Below are 16,379 nucleotides of genomic sequence, written 5' to 3' on the forward strand. Positions count from 1 at the left end.
GCCGCGGTGGCGCGAGCCGGTGTCCCGGGCATGGCGGGCGGTGGCCCGGGCGGTCCGGGTGGGCCCAACGGCCCCGGTCGCGGTGGCCGCGGCAAGGATCCGGCCGCGGCGGCCCGGGCGAAGAAGCGTCGCCGGATCAACATCCTGATCGCCGGCTTCGCCGTCTTCATCATGCTCGCCGGCATCGGCGTGGTGGGCTTCACCTACTACTCCACCAACGTCATCCTCCCCGAGGACACCACCCCGCCGCTGGCCAGCACCATCTACGCCGGTGACGGCAAGCAGATCATCGCCAAGGTCGGCGCGGAGAACCGCACCTTCGTCGCCATCAAGGACATCCCGCAGTGGGTGCAGGACGCGGTCGCTGCCGCGGAGGACCGGAACTTCTACCGGCACTCCGGTGTGGACTACAAGGGCATCGGCCGGGCCGCCTGGAACAACCTCACCGGCGGCGACAAGCAGGGTGCCTCGACGATCACCCAGCAGTACGCCCGCAACGCCTACGACAACCTCAAGCAGGACACGTACGCGCGGAAGGTGAAGGAGGCGATCCTCGCCTCCAAGCTGAACGACAAGTACGACAAGCCGACGATCATGCAGCACTACCTGAACGTCATCTACTTCGGGCGGGGCGCGTACGGCATCGAGGCGGCGGCCCAGACGTACTTCGGTAAGCCGACGAAGAACCTGACGGTGGCCGAGGCCGCGGTGCTCGCGGCGCTGATCAAGCAGCCGGAGCCGAGCGCCACGCACAAGGGCTACGACCCGGCGATCAACCCGGCGGCCGCGCTGGACCGGTGGAACTACGTGATCGGCGGCATGATCACCGAGGGCTGGCTGGACGCGTCGGGCAAGCCGGCCCACCCGACCGAGTACCCGACCAAGACGCTCAAGAAGCCGAGCGCGAAGGGCGTCGGGGTCGACTTCGGCGTCAACACGCCGTACGGCAACGTGATCAACTATGTCGCGCAGGAGATGCGGGAGAAGAACCTCTGCACCGACAACGACGCCGAGGTCACCGACGACATGCCGCTCTGCTCGCAGGCGCTCAGCAAGGGCGGCTACCGGATCACCACCACCATCGACACCAAGGTGCAGAAGGCGGCGCTCGAGGCGGCCCAGCGCGCCACCAAGGGCTCCGAGCTCGACGGCCAGCCGAAGAACCTGATGGCGGCCGTGGTGTCGATTGACCCCAAGACCGGCGGGGTGCGGGCCTACTACGGCGGTGACAACGGCACCGGCACCGACTACGCCGGCAAGAACTACGACAACGGCATCGTCAGCGGTGGCCACTCGCCGGGATCGAGCTTCAAGATCTACACGCTGGCCGCGGCGCTCAAGGCCGGCAAGTCCCTCGAGTCCAGGTGGAAGGGCAAGGCGTTCACCCCCGAGGGAACCAAGTTCAAGGTCAGCAACGCCGGCTTCGACGACCCGTCCTGCCACAACTCCTGCACCCTCGAGGTGTCAACGCTGAAGTCGCTGAACGTGCCGTTCTACTACGTGACCCAGGAGATCGGCCCGGACAAGGTCGTCGAGATGGCCAGGAACGCCGGCGTCACGATGATGTGGCAGACGGACACCGACCCGGCGAAGCCGCACGACCTCACCAAGGAAGACCCGAAGGACCTGGCCCCCTCGCCCTTCTTCCACGTGGTCGGCTACGGCCAGTACCCGATCACGGTGCTGGACCACGCCAACGGCGTCGCCACCTTCGCCAACGGAGGGAAGTACATCAAGGCGCACTTCGTGAAGCTGGTGGAGAAGCAGGAACAGCAGACCGGTAGGTGGCGGAAGCTGGGCGGTGAGCAGGTCAAGCCGGTGCAGCGGATCGACGAGGACATTGTTCGCGACGTGACCTCGGTGCTGGAGAAGTACCCGGCCGCCGTGAACCGCCGGCTCGCCGACGGCCGCAAGGCCGCCGAGAAGACCGGTACCTGGGAGCAGAAGCCGGGCACCACCGAGAACGGCGACGCCTGGATGATCGGCTACACGCCCCAGCTCGCGACCGCGGTCTGGGTCGGCAACGTCAAGAACCGTCTGCCGATCAAGACGAAGGGCGGCGCCAAGATCAGCGGTGCCGGCATGCCGGGCGCCATCTTCCAGCGGTTCATGAACGACGCCCTCAAGAGCAAGGACAAGCTGGACTTCCCGGAGGCCGCGCACGTCGGCGACCCGGAATCCGGCAACGGCGAGGCACCACCGCCGACGGCGCCGCCCGTGCCGCCGGGCTGCCCGGACCCGATGAACCCGTTCTGCCCGCCCGTCAACGGCGGCGGCAACGACAACGGCGGGAACACCGGGCCGACCAACCCGTTCGACCCGCGCCCTCGTGGCGGCGGTGGCGGCGGCATCCTTCCGACCACACCACCACGCCAGACGTACTGATCGCCAGGAACCGCCGACGCGGCCGGACTTCGCGCCCGGCCGCCGTCGGCGTATCCGGGTACCGGAATTGTGGGGTCGAGGCGGGACGCCGACCCCTGCCGTACGGCAGGATTCCTCTCCATGAGCACCCAGTCGACGGCAGGCATCGACGACGCCGGGACCACCGACCACCCGTCCCGGTCGGACGGCTTCGTCCGCGGCGCCTCCGAGGTGATCGGCGGACCACTGGGCGACCACGCGGTCGCGCTGGACCGGCCCGCCGGCCGGGAGGGCCGCTTCTGGACGGCGGCCCGGATCGTGCTGGCCCTGGTCTGCCTGACCCTCGCCCTGCACTGGGTGCAGAAGTCCCCCTGCCAGGACGGCGCCTGGCAGAACAACATCCAGTACACCCGGATGTGCTACACGGACGTGCTGGCGCTCTACTACGCCGAGGGGCTCAACGAGGGCAAGTTGCCCTACGCCGACCACCCGGTCGAGTACCCGGTGCTCACCGGGTACTTCATGGGGGCGCTCGGGCTGCCGGTGCACGCCCTCGGCGCCGACAACCCCGGCATCAACCAGGGGCAGTGGTTCTACAACCTCAACGCGCTGGTGCTGAGCGCTCTCGCCGTCGCCACCGTCGCCGTCATCCTCAACCTGCGGCGGCGACGACCCTGGGACGCGGCGATGTTCGCGCTCGCCCCCGCCCTGCTGCTCACCGCCACCGTCAACTGGGATCTGCTCGCCGTCGGGCTGAGCGCCGTCGGGCTGCTGGCCTGGGCACGCGCCAGACCCGACCTGAGCGGTGCCCTGCCGGCCGCCCTGGCCGGGGTACTGATCGGGCTCGGCGGCGCGGCGAAGATGTGGCCGCTGTTCATCCTCGGGCCGATCCTGGTGCTCGCGGTCCGCGCCGGCCGGGTCTGGGCCGCGCTCCTGTCCGTCATCACGGCCGCGGTGACGGTGGTGTTGGTGAACCTGCCGGTGGCGATTCCCTACCGGGAGAGCTGGGGCAGGTTCTTCGAGCTGAACACCACCCGGCCGATCGACTGGGGCACCCTCTGGTACATCGGCCGCTACCTCGACGGAAAGGTCAGCCCCGACCAGGGGCCGTTCGACTGGTTGAACGCCAACATCCCCACCCTCAACTGGGTGTCGTACCTCCTCTTCGGGCTGGCCTGCCTCGGGGTGGCCGCGCTGGCGCTGCTGGCGCCGCGCCGGCCCCGGCTGGCCCAGCTCACCTTCCTGGTGGTCGCCGCCTTCCTGATCTTCAGCAAGGTCTGGTCCCAGCAGTTCGTGCTCTGGCTGCTCCCGCTCGCGGTGCTCGCCCGGCCGCGCTGGGGCGCCTTCCTCGTCTGGCAGTTCGCCGAGGTCTGCTACTTCGCCGCCTTCTACGGGGAGCTGCTCGGCACGGCGACCAGCCGGCCGGTCTTCCCGGAGGGCGTCTTCGTGCTGGCCGCCAGCCTCCGGCTGATCACCGTCGCGGTGCTCTGCGGTTTCGTGATCCGGGACGTCATGCGCCCCGAGCGCGACGTGGTCCGACACATCTACGCCGACGACCCGGACGGTGGTGTCCTCGACGGTTCCCCCGACGCCCCCTGGTACGTCCGCTGGCGCGCCCGTTCCTCGACGGGTTCCGCCGCGACCGAGCCCGCCCCGGCGTAAGGCGGACCCGAGCCGGGTCAGAGGTGGTAGACGACCGCGTCGCCGACCTCCTCGCGGGTGATGCCCAACCCGTCCACCGGGTTGTCGACGATCCGCTCCCACGGGGTGCCGGCCAGCTGGCCCCGCAGGATCACCACGTTGCGGACGCCCAGGATGCGCAGGTAGTCGACGCTGGGCTGGTCCGGGAAGCCGAGGGTCAGCTCGCGGACGTGGGCGAGCGTGTCCGGGGTGAAGCCACTGCCGCCGTTGACCACGTCCTGGAACCGGCTGGTCGACCAGAGCATCACCGGCTGGTCCAGGTTCTGGCTGCTCGGCAGGACCAGCATCGGACCGTCCACGTTGCGCATCACCGCCGGCTGCACCGGCACCACCGGGTGCGGGGTGGTGTTCAGCCCTTCCACGATCACCAGCAGCAGCGGCAGCAGGGTGGCCAGCCGCAGCCAGGGCCCGGGCCACGGCGGCACCCGCTCGGCGGCCAGCTCGCGGACCCGGGCGGCGAACGCGGTGACCGCGCCCGCGGCGAGCAGGCCGAGCAGCAGGGTGGTCCAGAGCATCATCCGGCCGGGCGTCCGCAACCCGTTCCACCCGGGCAGGTGCTCGAAGAGCGGCACGTAGGTGAAGGTGCCGCCGAAGAACCGGGTCCCCATGGCCAGGGCCATCGTCGCCAGCACCCCGGCGAGCAGCAGCAGCCGGTGCCGCAGCCGCCAGACCGAGAAGAAGAGGCCGCCCGCGGCCAGCGCGTAGAGCACGAAACCCGGCAGCAGCGTCATCTCCGGGTGCCAGGGCAACGTGGCCCGCGCCCCCTCGTGCAGGCCGCCCCAGATCCGCGACTCCGCCGGCGCGGTGAAGAACCCGCTCGCCGGCGGCGAGTAGATGGCGATGTCGCCGATCGTCCGCTCCGCGTTCGGGTGCAGCTCGGCGACCTTGAAGTACGGCACGGCCAGCAGCACGCCCACTGCGGCGAAGAGCGTGCCGCCGATCAGGTCGCCGAGGAGCAGCCGGCTGCCGAACGGTCGCTTGACCGGCCGGACCAGCCAGCGTCGGGTGAACCAGACGACGGCCGAGACCAGCACGATGCCGGCCAACAGGTACGCGAACGGCAGGCCGATGCCGAAGCCCAGGCTGAGCTGCCACGCGGCCACCATCCAGCCGGCGTACGCCCACCCGTCGTGCCGGCGCTCCGGCCGGTAGCCGTACCGCAGGGACCAGCCGTGTCCCCGGGCGAGCATGGCCAGCGCCAGCGGGATGCCGCCGTTGGAGACGATGTGCAGGTGCCCGGCCTGGGCCAGCAGCCACGGGGCGTACGCGTAGCTGACGCCGGCCACCGCGGCCCCGATCCGGCCGGCGCCCAGTTGCCGCGCCAACGCGTACGCCCCGAACGTGGCGAGCGCGTGGGCCAGCACGAACATGATGTTGTAGCGCAGCACCGCCGCCTCGGGCCCGGTGCCGATCATGCCGGCGGGGGCGTACCCGAGCAGGGTGTCGGAGAAGGCGAAGCTCCACTGCTCCGGGAAGAACGTGTTGGAGTGCCAGAGTTGCGCCGGGTCGGTCAGCAGGATGTGCCCGGACCAGGCCATCTGCCAGGACTGCAGGCTCGGGTCCCAGTAGTCCTGCGGCAGGGTGTAGAGCGGGTAGCGCAGCGTCGGCCAGGTGAGCAGGACGGCCAGGGCCAGCGCGGCGACGACGGACAGGGTCCACTCGTGCACCAGGAACCGGCCCACCGCGCGCACCGCCCGTCGGGGCCGGGTGAGCACCGGGTCGGGGGCGGGACCGAAGGCGGACCAGGGGTCGGCTTTCTCCGTACCCGCGGCGGGGGCGTCCTTGCCGGTGGCGCCGGCCTTCTCGTCCTTGCCGGTGGCGCCGGCCTTCCCGGCCTGGCCGGTCGCGGCGTTCGGCGCGGCCTTCCTTGCGCTGTCGCCATCGTGGGCGGCGGTCGCGGCGCCGTCGCCCGGGGCGGCGATGGGCTCGTCCCTCGTGGCGGCCGAGTGCGGGTCGACGCCGGAGGCGCCGTTCCCCGCGCCGGTCCGAGCGGCGGCCGGACCGTCCCCGCCGGCCGGTTTCGCGGCCGGCTGGTCCTTCGTGGCCGCTCGGGCGGCGGCGCCGTCCGTCGCTGGGGCGGCGGTGGTGCCGTCGGTGCCGACGGCCTCGGCGGGTAGCCGGGTGTCGCCGTTCGTGGTCGAGCCGGCGGGGCCGCCGCCGTCCGTCGCGTCCGACTGCTCCGTGGTCATGCCGCTGACGTCCCGGTGCCGAGCTGGCCGCGCAGGAAGGCGATGTCGGCCGCCTGGCCGTCGACCCCGCCGGGCGTTTCCACGATGACCGGGGCGCCGGCCGCGCGGATCACCGCCACCACCAGCTCGGGGTCGATCGTGCCGCCGTCGAGGTTGTCGTGCCGGTCCTGCCCCGAGTTGAAGGCGCCCTTGGAGTTGTTCGCGTGCACCAGGTCGATCCGGCCGGTGATCGCCTTGACCCGGTCGACCAGCCCCAGCAGGTCCTCGCCGCCGGCGTGGGCGTGGCAGGTGTCCAGGCAGAAGCCCACCTCGTAGTCGCCGAGGGCGTCCCAGAGCCGGGCCAGCGCGTCGAGGTGCCGCGCGCAGGCGTTGTCGCCGCCGGCGGTGTTCTCGATCAGGACCGGGAGCGGGAAGCCGCCGGAGTCGGCCGCGTACGCGAAGGTCTTGCGCCAGTTGTCGAAGCCGACGGCCAGGTCGTCACCGGCGTTGACGTGGCCGCCGTGCACGATCAGCCCCTTCGCGCCGATGGCCGCCGCCGCCGTGGCGTGGCCGAGCAGCAGCTTCCGGCTCGGGATCCGGATCCGGTTGTTGAGCGTGGCCACGTTCACGACGTACGGCGCGTGGACGTACAGGTCGACGTCCGCGTCGCGGAGCCGCTCGGCGTCATCCCGGGCCTTCGGGGCCTTCCACCCCTGTGGATCGGCGAGGAAGAACTGCACGGCCTCGGCGTCCCGGGCGGCGGCCTCGGCCAGCGGGTCGGTCGGATCGACGTGGGCTCCGATTCGCATGCAGGGGAGCCTACGTCGCGCCCCCGACGTGCGGGGTGACGGCGGCGGCGGTGTCCCGGCTCCGGAGCGGCTCGGCGCCGGGCCGGGCGCGGCGACCGGATGCGTCACCCGGCGGGCGGGCGGTCGTTGTGCGAGGTGGGATCGATGGTCGACGCTCCACCCGGCTGCAATCCACCCGCGGCCCGGGAGACCCCCGGAAACGGCTCGCCCCGCCGTGCGGCCCGGCACGGCGGGGCGGGATCCGACTCGCGCCACCTGACGACCGATCGGCAGAGCGGTTGGGGCAAATTCCTCATTTCCCCCAACAGGTGACGAGAGCCGTTGTATGGTCAGATCAGCCGACAACACGATAAAGCTCCGCGGGGCGTCCTCGATCCAACCTCATCGGTGTGGTCGTTCCTCCCCAGGTCCCACCCAAGGAATGCGGACGGGACGCCCCGCGGCCCCGTGGACAGGGGTCCACCTCCGGTGCTCGACGCCGGCGGTGGGCCCCTGTCACCGCGCCCGGCCGGTCCCGCCGACCGGCCCGGGCATGATCGACCGGACCGGGTATCCTGGTCCGGTTGTCCGCGTTCGGCCGGGTCCCCCCGGTACCGGAGCGGGCCACGACGCAGACCTCCTGCCACGGAAGGACCGTGGCCGCATAGCCCACAGGAGGTGAGCACGTCTTGCGTCATTACGAGATCATGGTGATCCTCGACCCCAGCCTCGAGGAACGCACCGTCGCCCCGTCGCTCGACACGTACCTGAACGTGATCCGGACCGCGGGTGGCTCGGTCGAGAAGACCGACGTGTGGGGCCGCCGGCGCCTCGCGTACGAGATCAGCAAGAAGGCCGAGGGCATCTACGCCGTCATCGACCTGCAGGCCACGCCTGCGGCCGTGGCCGAGCTGGACCGTCAGCTGCGGCTCAACGAGTCCGTGCTGCGCACCAAGGTCATCCGGCCGGAGATGCGCTAAGCATTCAACCCCGGTTCGCCCGGATCAGCCTCATCGGCTCTGTCGTACGGCTCTGGGAGCCTGTACGGCGGGATCTGATGAGTGCGCGAGGAGATGGTCATGGCAGGAGACACCACCATCACGGTCATCGGCAACCTGACCGATGACCCCGAGTTGCGGTTCACCCCGTCGGGTGCGGCGGTCGCCAAGTTCCGGGTCGCTTCGACGCCCCGGTTCATGGACAAGACCACCAACGAATGGAAGGACGGCGAGCCGCTCTTCCTGGCCTGCACGGTGTGGCGGCAGGCGGCGGAACACGTCGCCGAGTCGCTGCAGCGGGGCGCCCGCGTGATCGTCTCGGGTCGACTGCGTCAGCGGTCGTACGAGACCCGCGAGGGTGAGAAGCGCACCGTCATCGAGCTCGAGGTCGACGAGATCGGCCCGTCGCTGCGCTACGCCACGGCGAAGGTGCAGAAGATGTCGCGCTCCGGTGGTGGTGGCGGCGGTGGCTTCGGCTCCGGTGGTGGCGGTGGCCAGGGCGGCGGAGGCAACTTCGACGACCCCTGGGCCTCGGCTGCCCCGGCTCCCTCGCGCGGTGGTTCGGGCGGCAACTTCGACGAGGAGCCTCCGTTCTAATGGCGCCGAGCGCCCGCGATCGCAAACCAGGAGCACGTGCAATGGCCAAGGCTGCGGCACTTCGCAAGCCGAAGAAGAAGGTGAACCCGCTCGACAAGGACGGGATCACCTACATCGACTACAAGGACACCGCGCTGCTGCGCAAGTTCATCTCCGACCGCGGCAAGATCCGCGCTCGACGGGTGACCGGCGTGACCTCGCAGCAGCAGCGGCAGATCGCCCGCGCGGTCAAGAACGCCCGCGAGATGGCGCTCCTGCCGTACACGGCCACGACCCGCTGAGAGGAGGCACCGACATGAAGATCATCCTGACTCAGGAGGTGTCCGGCCTCGGTGCCCCGGGCGACATCGTCGAGGTGAAGAACGGCTACGGCCGTAACTTCCTGCTCCCGCAGGGCTTCGCGATCGCCTGGACCAAGGGCGCGGAGAAGCAGGTCACGGTCATCAAGCGGGCCCGCTCGGCCCGGGAGATCCGCGACCTGGACCACGCCAACGAGGTCAAGGCCCAGCTCGAGGGTCTCAAGGTCAGCCTGAAGGCCCGCGCCGGCGAGGGCGGCCGGCTCTTCGGTTCGGTCACCCCGGCCGAGATCGTCGACGCCGTCAAGGCGGCCGGCGGCCCGGTCCTGGACCGTCGTCGGCTGGAGGTGCCCGGTCACATCAAGTCGACCGGCACCTACCCGGTGCGCGTCAAGCTGCACCCCGAGGTGTCCGCCAAGTTCGACCTCAACGTCGTCCAGGGCTGACACCCGCCAGCACCACGGAAGGGCCCGCACCGGAACCGGTGCGGGCCCTTGCGCATGCGGACGCCGCGCGGGTATGGCGGCGCGGTGACCGCGCCGGGCCGCGCCGGGGCCGGACCGTCGCCAGGGCGGGGCCGGGACCGGCAGGGGCGGTGGTCAGGCCGGACCTGGGCGCGGTCAGCCGATCGGCTGACCGGTCACCGCGCTGATCATCACCGTGGAGAGACCGCCACCGACCACCGCCGCCGCCAGCGCCACCGTCGCCGACCGCCAGGTCGTCCCGACCCGGCGCAGCAGCACCGCGACGACCAGGCTGCTCACCAGCGCCAACCCGAACCGCGGCGCCCCCGCGATCAGCGAGGCGAAGGCGTGCGCCCGCGGCGAGTCACACCCCCCGCCGGTGATGTCGGTGACGCAGCCCGGCGGTGCCTGCCCGTCGAGCGTCAACAGCCAGAGGAAGACCAGCACCGCGGGGACCAGATAACAGGCGGCCGTGTAGACCAGCGGCCGGATCGGCCCGCTCGGATCCGGGTCCAGCAGGTCGTCCTCGAGCGGACGGCCCCACGACCCACCGCCGATCGTCTCCATCCGCCGCCGGATCGAGGCCCCGCCGGCACCTACCGGTTCCACCCCGCGTCGGGGCACCGCCCGCGGGCGCGGCGCGGTGTAGGCGACCACCGGTGACCGCGGCGCGGAGGGCGGCGCGGCCATCCAGCGCGGATCGTCGCCGGCCAGCCGGGTCCCGGACCAGAAACCCTCGGCCTGTTCCGCCGACGACCATCCGTCGGCCCCCCGGTCCCGCAGCCGAGTGGGTGGCACCGTCCGGTCCCATTCGTCCGTCTCCCCGTACCGGTCCCACTGGCCGGTGTCGGTGAACCGGTCCCACTCACCGGTGTGGTCGGACCGGTCCCAGCGCCCGGCGCCGTCCGCCTGGTCCCACCGCCCGCCGGTCGCCGAGCGGTCCCAGGCGTGCACCCCGGAGGCGTCCCACGGGTCTACCGCCGGCTGCTCGGCGGGATCCGGCTCGGCGGAACGGCCCCGCTCCCAGGAATCCGTCGCCGGTCGCGACCAGGAATCCGCCGCCGCCCGTCGGCTGCGCCGGCCCGGCCGCCCGGTGTCCCGTCGGTCGCGCTCCCCCTCCGTCGGGGTCTCCTCCTCCACACCCGACCAGATCACCTGGGGGCGACGGGACGGGGCGCGACGCGGCCGGCGCCGCGGGGCGGCACTGGAGACCGGCTGGTCCTCGGCGGACTCGGCGCGCCGGCTACCGACATACCCCTGGTCCTGCGGCGCGTCGAGGGTCCACTCGGCGGTGTGCTCGCCGGCCGGGCCGGCGCCGATGGTCCGTGGCTCGCGCTCCCGGCGCCAGTCGTCGTCGGTGGACGTACGCCACCCGCCGTCCGACCGCGGGCGGTCGAGGTCATCGTCGTCCGGGGCGGCGTGCCGGCCCCCGCCGTCCGCGCGGCTGACCCCCGACTCGAGAGCCCAGCGGGGCAGGTAGGCGTCGACCGGCTCCTGCTGGCCCCGCTCGCTGGCGCGGCGACGACTGGGGGTGCGGTAGCGCTCGGACCCGTACGCGTCGACCGGGAACGGCTCGGCGGGATCGTCCCAGGGGGCGATCGGCTGGCGCTCTCGCGGGTTGCCCTCCCCGCTTCCCCAGTCCCGGTAACTCACGGCCGGAGCGTGACCCTTCTCAACCGAAAGTGCAATCCGCTGTCCAGGTGTAGCCGTTCGCTGAGATAGTACGGGACGAACGGCCTCAAGGCTCGACCCGAAATCTTCCATCCACAGGGTGGGGATTGCAAAACCGCAGGTCAGAGCAATTCCGGCCGGAATTCCCCAGCTCTTGTCCACATGCTGTGCACACCCTGCGCACATGCCTGTGCACCGGCGTCCACAGGTTGTCCCGAGGCTCGTCCACCGGCGTTGTTGAGTGGCTCAGCTCGGGTTCCGTATCGTTGGCCCCCGACCGTCCGGCCGGTGGCCCCCGATCGACCGGAGGGTCGGCGGAAGTTGTCACACGCCGGCGGTAGACCTGGACCGGATCCGAACGCAGTGAGGGGGGACCCGTGTCGGTCACCGACGACATGCGGACGGAGCGGTCCGGTGGGCAGCAGCCCGCGCCGGCCCCGCGCGACGGGCACTTCGAGAAGACCCCGCCCCAGGACGTGGCCGCCGAGCAGTGCGTCCTCGGCGGCATGCTGCTCTCCAAGGACGCCATCGCCGACGTCGTCGAGATCCTGAAGTCCAACGACTTCTACCGCCCGGTGCACGCGACCATCTTCGACGCGATCCTCGACATCTACGGCCGGGGCGAGCCGGCGACCCGATCACCGTCGCGGCCGCGCTCGCCGACTCCGGCGACCTGGCCCGGATCGGTGGCGCCCCCTACCTGCACACGCTGATCGCCAGCGTGCCCACGGCCGCGAACGCCGCGTACTACGCGCGGATCGTCGGCGAGCGTGCCGTGCTCCGCCGGCTGGTCGAGGCCGGCACCAAGATCGTCCAGCTCGGGTACGGCACCGGTCAGGGCGGCAGCCGGGACGTGGACGACATCGTCGACCTGGCCCAGCAGGCCGTCTACGACATCACCGAGCGGCGGGTCAACGAGGACTTCGCGGTGCTCGCCGACATGCTCCAGCCGACCCTCGACGAGATCGAGGCGGTGGGTGCCCAGGGCGGGGTGATGAGCGGGGTGCCGACCGGTTTCAGCGACCTCGACCGGCTCCTCAACGGCCTCCACCCGGGCCAGCTCATCATCGTGGCAGGCAGGCCGGGTCTCGGAAAGGCGCTCGCGCTCGACACCCCGCTGCCGACCCCCGACGGCTGGACCACCATGGGCGAGGTGGCCGTCGGCGACCGGCTGCTCGCGGCGGATGGCACCCCGACCAGCGTCACCGCCGCGTTCGAGGTGATGCACGACCGCGCCTGCTACGAGGTCGAGTTCTCGGACGGCTCGATGATCGTGGCGGACGCCGAGCACCTGTGGAAGACGACCACCCGGGCCAGCCGTCGGCAGCCCGAGGCGCGCGCACGGCACTACTGGTCGGAGCCTTCGCTGGCCAAGGTGCGGGCGGCCGAGGCGACGGCCGGCGCCGAGCCGCAGCGCCTGGTCACCCTCGCGCAGACCCTCGAGCAGGTCGGTCCCGAGTTCCGAAACGTGCTGCACAGCGTCGCACGGCAGATCGGTGCCTACGGTCGGGTCGCCCGACCGGTGGCCCGGGCAGGCAAGGTGCGGAACTGGACCGCGCCCGGCTACCCCGCCGGGCCGCTCCTGAGCGGCCTGCGCGGGCGGGCCGAGCGCCAGGTCAACGCCGGCGCCCGGGTAGGCCACGACGGGGTCGTGACGACCGCCGAGATCGCCGCTACCCTGCGTACCGACACGGCCGACCGCCGACTGAACCACGCGGTCGAGAACTGCCGGCCGCTGCAGTTGCCCCCACGGGACCTGGTCGTCCCCCCGTACACCCTCGGCGTCTGGCTCGGCGACGGGCACACCGGGGCGAGCCGCTTCACCACGGCAGACCCCGAAATGACGGACCTGGTCGCGCGCGACGGCTTCGTCGTACGTCCCAGTGGGCCGATGGTCTACACCATCGTGCTGCCTGTCCCCACCGCCACGGCTGACCGCACCTGTGCCGACTGCGGCTGCTCGACCCGGACCCTGCGGGAGAATCCGACGATCCGGCGCTGCGCCGCGTGTCACGAGCGGAACGGTTCCTTCCTAGCACTGTTGCGCCGGATCGGGGTCGCGGCGGAAAAGCACATCCCGCCGGACTACCTCCGCGCCTCGGAGGCCCAGCGCCGGGCGCTGCTGGCCGGCCTGATGGACACCGACGGGACGGTGGCGCCGGCGGGCAACCTCCAGTACACCTCGACCTCCAAGCGGTTGGCCGAGGACGTCAGGGAGCTCGTGGCGAGCCTCGGCTACCGGTGCACGGTCGACACGAAGCGGGTGGCGGGCCGGACCGAGGCCTCGTCGACCGCGTACACCCTGAACTTCTCCACGCCCGACACGGTCTTCCAGCTGGACAGAAAGCGTACGGCGCACGCGGCCCGGCGGCGGACGTCGTCGGACGTCCGGACGACCTCCCGCTTCATCGTGGACGTCCGGCCGGTGGCAAGCGTGCCGGTCCGCTGCGTCACGGTGGACAACCCCGACCACCTCTACCTGGCCGGTCGGGCGATGATCCCCACGCACAACAGCACCGCGTCGATGGATTTCGCCAGGAACGCGGCCATCCGCGCCAATCAGGCGGCCGCGATCTTCTCGCTGGAAATGAGCAAGGTCGAGATCGTCATGCGACTCCTCTCGGCCGAGGCCCGGGTGCCGCTGCACGTGCTGCGCAGCGGGCAGCTCTCCGACGACGACTGGACCAAGCTGGCCCGCTGCATGGGCGAGATCAGCGAGGCGCCGCTCTTCGTCGACGACACGCCGAGCATGAACCTGATGGAGATCCGGGCCAAGGCGCGGCGGCTGAAGCAGAAGCACGACCTCAAGATGATCGTGGTCGACTACCTCCAGCTGATGACCTCGCCGAAGCGCACCGAGAGCCGGCAGCAGGAGGTCGCCGACCTCTCCCGTGGCCTCAAGCTGCTGGCCAAGGAGGTCGAGTGCCCGGTCATCGCGGTGAGTCAGTTGAACCGTGGCCCGGAACAGCGGACCGACAAGCGTCCGCAATTGTCTGATTTGCGTGAGTCTGGCTCGATTGAGCAAGATGCGGATGTTGTCATCTTGCTGCACCGCGACGACTACTACGACAAGGAGTCCCCGCGCGCCGGCGAGGCCGATTTCATTATTGCTAAGCATCGGAATGGGCCTACAGATACAGTCACGGTAGCCGCGCAGTTGCACCTCTCGCGTTTTGTGGATATGGCTATAGTGTGACCATGTCGCCTACTCGGCTGTCCAACTTGCAACGGGAAGAAATCGTTGGTCTGGCGGCTGGTGGTGAAACCCTAACCAAGTTGGCCGAAACCTATGGAGTCACCCGCCAGGCGGTGCGTGGAATACTCCGTCGTCGAGGGGTGCCAGCCAGAAGCAGCGGGAAACTCACTGAGTTGCAACGTGCGGAAGTGGTCCAGCAATATTTGCGCGGTGCGGCCATGGCGGAACTCGCGGCTGCATACGGTGTAACGGAGCCGTCCGTCCGTGGGCTTTTGGTTCGGCGTGGTGTCGTCCTTCGCAGAACCATCCACACGTTGCGAGATGACGCCTTTGATCATCTCACGCCTATTGCTTGCTACTGGATCGGTTTTCTTTTTGCAGATGGATCTGTCAGTTATCGTCAAGGCTATATGCCTCAGGTCTCGGTAGGCTTGGCCCAACGTGATCGTGACCACCTGGTGGCTCTGCGTACCTTCCTAGGCTCGACGAGCAGCATCTCGGAGCCGAGCATCACTCGCGCGGCATGTCAGTTCTCGGTCCGGTCGGTTCGATTGGCTGGACGACTCATTGAGTTGGGCCGGTACGAGGGCGCTGTTGATCACCGGCTCGTGACATCTCGCGACTTCTGGCGGGGGGTGGTTGACGGAGACGGTTCGATAGGGAGATACAAGAGGTCTCAGAACAGTGCCCGGTCATTCTCTCAATTCAGGCTGGTCGGAAAATCTCGAATGCTCGAGCCATTTGCCGACTTCCTCGTCACCCAAGGTTTGGGTCGACTCTCTGTTCGACCCCACAAAACGATCTATAACATCGGAACGACGTGCAGGCCGGCCGAGAGGATCATCGCGCTGCTCTACGAGAACGCTGTGATGGCGCTGAGTCGCAAGGCAGAGGTGGCAGCGCAAATATTGGATGCCGCGAACCTAGATAGGTAGGGTTCGTGGCAGCCCGTAATGCAGGCAGACCGTGACGTTCGCCCAGCTGAACGGTCGCGCTTCGTCCACATGGCGATCGTCTGACCCTGGGGCCTGGCGATGAGTTTTCCGCCCCGTCGCCGTCACACCGGATGACAGCGCCGGTCCGCACCGACCGGCACGACCGGTGACAGGCTGGGGGACATGGTGGACGGCGGCATCAGCACGATGCGTACCGAGGGCGACGCCGCGACCGCCGGCGACGAGCGGGCCGTCGCCCGCGTGACCGAACGGCACCGTGGTGAGCGGCGGGGTCAGCCGATCAGCGGGAACCAGCCGGCGGCCTCGCCCAGCTCCAGGCGGTCCCGGTCGGTCAACGGCAGCCGTCCGGCCGCGCGGAGCAGGTAGTCCCGGTCGTCCCAGCCGGCCGGGCGGACGGCCTCGTCGCTGAGCAGGCCGTCCATGGTGGCCACCGCGACCCGGCTGGGCAGTTCGGCCGGGGGCGGCGCGTCGGGCAGCCCCACCACCAGGTCGAGGTGGTGGATCACCGCCTCGGTGGTCAGGGTGGCGAGCAGGTCGGGGACCCGCAGTACGTGCCCCTGGGTGGTGACGAACCCGTCCGGGTCGGCGGCGGCGGCCGCCCGCACGGCGGCGGGCGCGGTGTCCGACCAGATCCGCACCACTCCGCTGGGCCGGTCGAAGGCGGCCGCCGACCGGCGGGCCCACCACGCGTGTTTCGCGCTGACGTCGTCGCCGCCGCTAGGGAACGCGCGCCAGTAGCTGACGTCGTCCACGTCGGCCGGGCCGTCGGCGGGGCTGGCCAGCGCGACCAGCGCCCGCTGCGCGTCGCACAGGACGTGGAAGAGCAGGTCCGCGACCAGCCAGCCGCGGCAGCGGGTCGGCGTCTGGAGTGCCGTGTCGTCCAGCCCGGTGACCACGGCGGTGATCCCGTCGTACGCCTGCCGCAGCGCCTCGTGCTGCCGGATGGCCGTCATGTGGTGCAGCGTGCCACGACCGCGGCCGGTCGGCACGACGCCCCTGACGGGGAACGGCCGGGTCGGGGGCGTGCCGACCCGGCCGCGGCGGCCTCAGTCGAAGAGTTCGCCGAGGAAGCCGCCGTGGTGCTTCTTCCGCTTGTAGTGGCCGTGGTAGCCGTAGTGCTGCCCGTGGCCGTACGCGGGCTGCGCGTAGCCGTGGCCGGGCGGTGGCGGGGGCGGGGGGA

At 70.8% G+C, this 16,379-nt stretch carries 11 protein-coding genes and 2 pseudogenes; 8 read left to right on the forward strand and 5 right to left on the reverse strand.

The window, feature by feature from the left end:
* Both JNW87_RS20780 and JNW87_RS20785 read left to right on the forward strand, forming a co-directional pair.
* Positions 1-2,385 (forward strand): transglycosylase domain-containing protein (locus tag JNW87_RS20780; RefSeq protein WP_238454230.1); only part of this gene is annotated, 2,385 nt, incomplete at its 5' end.
* Between the two features lie 120 nt (positions 2,386-2,505).
* Entirely contained in the window at positions 2,506-4,026 is a 1,521-nt protein-coding gene (locus JNW87_RS20785) for a glycosyltransferase family 87 protein (RefSeq protein WP_238454231.1), read from the forward strand.
* A gap of 17 nt (positions 4,027-4,043) precedes the next feature.
* Here the strand turns inward: JNW87_RS20785 and JNW87_RS20790 are convergent, their stop codons facing one another.
* Positions 4,044-6,254 carry a hypothetical protein gene (locus JNW87_RS20790; protein WP_238454232.1) on the reverse strand — a complete coding sequence of 737 codons (2,211 nt, stop codon included), beginning with the start codon at positions 6,252-6,254 and terminating at the stop codon, positions 4,044-4,046.
* Positions 6,251-7,042 (reverse strand): deoxyribonuclease IV, encoded by a 792-nt coding sequence (locus JNW87_RS20795; RefSeq protein ID WP_109803704.1) that lies wholly within the window; start codon positions 7,040-7,042, stop codon positions 6,251-6,253. Before JNW87_RS20795 ends, JNW87_RS20790 begins: the two co-directional genes overlap by 4 nt.
* 668 nt (positions 7,043-7,710) lie before the next feature.
* Here JNW87_RS20795 and rpsF point away from each other — a divergent pair.
* The 4 genes from rpsF to rplI all read left to right on the forward strand — a co-directional run bounded on the left by rpsF (position 7,711) and on the right by rplI (position 9,358).
* Positions 7,711-8,001: a 30S ribosomal protein S6 gene (gene rpsF / locus JNW87_RS20800; RefSeq protein ID WP_089011932.1), complete on the forward strand. Its 291-nt coding sequence runs from the start codon at positions 7,711-7,713 to the stop codon at positions 7,999-8,001.
* Between the two features lie 81 nt (positions 8,002-8,082).
* Positions 8,083-8,616 (forward strand): single-stranded DNA-binding protein, encoded by a 534-nt coding sequence (locus JNW87_RS20805; RefSeq protein ID WP_238454233.1) that lies wholly within the window; start codon positions 8,083-8,085, stop codon positions 8,614-8,616.
* Positions 8,617-8,657: 41 nt separating this feature from the next.
* A complete protein-coding gene (rpsR, locus tag JNW87_RS20810; RefSeq protein ID WP_013289355.1) occupies positions 8,658-8,897 on the forward strand; it encodes a 30S ribosomal protein S18 in 240 nt (79 codons plus the stop codon).
* A 14-nt stretch (positions 8,898-8,911) separates the two neighbouring features.
* Complete coding sequence (gene rplI, locus JNW87_RS20815; protein WP_109803703.1) at positions 8,912-9,358, forward strand: 50S ribosomal protein L9; 447 nt, start codon at positions 8,912-8,914, stop codon at positions 9,356-9,358.
* Positions 9,359-9,532: 174 nt separating this feature from the next.
* Here the strand turns inward: rplI and JNW87_RS20820 are convergent, their stop codons facing one another.
* Positions 9,533-11,029, reverse strand: a complete 1,497-nt coding sequence (locus JNW87_RS20820) for a hypothetical protein (protein ID WP_238454234.1) — start codon at positions 11,027-11,029, stop codon at positions 9,533-9,535.
* A gap of 524 nt (positions 11,030-11,553) precedes the next feature.
* Here JNW87_RS20820 and JNW87_RS40800 point away from each other — a divergent pair.
* Positions 11,554-11,753, forward strand: a pseudogene (locus JNW87_RS40800) (DnaB-like helicase N-terminal domain-containing protein); the annotation flags it as partial.
* Positions 11,727-14,243: pseudogene (dnaB, locus tag JNW87_RS20825) on the forward strand (replicative DNA helicase); the annotation flags it as partial. The pseudogenes JNW87_RS40800 and dnaB, both read left to right, overlap by 27 nt.
* A 71-nt stretch (positions 14,244-14,314) precedes the next feature.
* Here dnaB and JNW87_RS20830 read toward each other — a convergent pair.
* Together JNW87_RS20830 and JNW87_RS20835 are read right to left on the reverse strand one after the other, a co-directional pair.
* A complete protein-coding gene (locus JNW87_RS20830; RefSeq protein WP_238454235.1) occupies positions 14,315-14,581 on the reverse strand; it encodes a hypothetical protein in 267 nt (88 codons plus the stop codon).
* 890 nt (positions 14,582-15,471) lie between these two features.
* Positions 15,472-16,152 (reverse strand): maleylpyruvate isomerase N-terminal domain-containing protein, encoded by a 681-nt coding sequence (locus tag JNW87_RS20835; protein ID WP_109805282.1) that lies wholly within the window; start codon positions 16,150-16,152, stop codon positions 15,472-15,474.
* Between the last annotated feature and the right edge of the window lie 227 nt (positions 16,153-16,379).

This window comes from Micromonospora sp. ATA51 (assembly GCF_016802855.1).
Lineage (GTDB): Bacteria > Actinomycetota > Actinomycetes > Mycobacteriales > Micromonosporaceae > Micromonospora > Micromonospora sicca.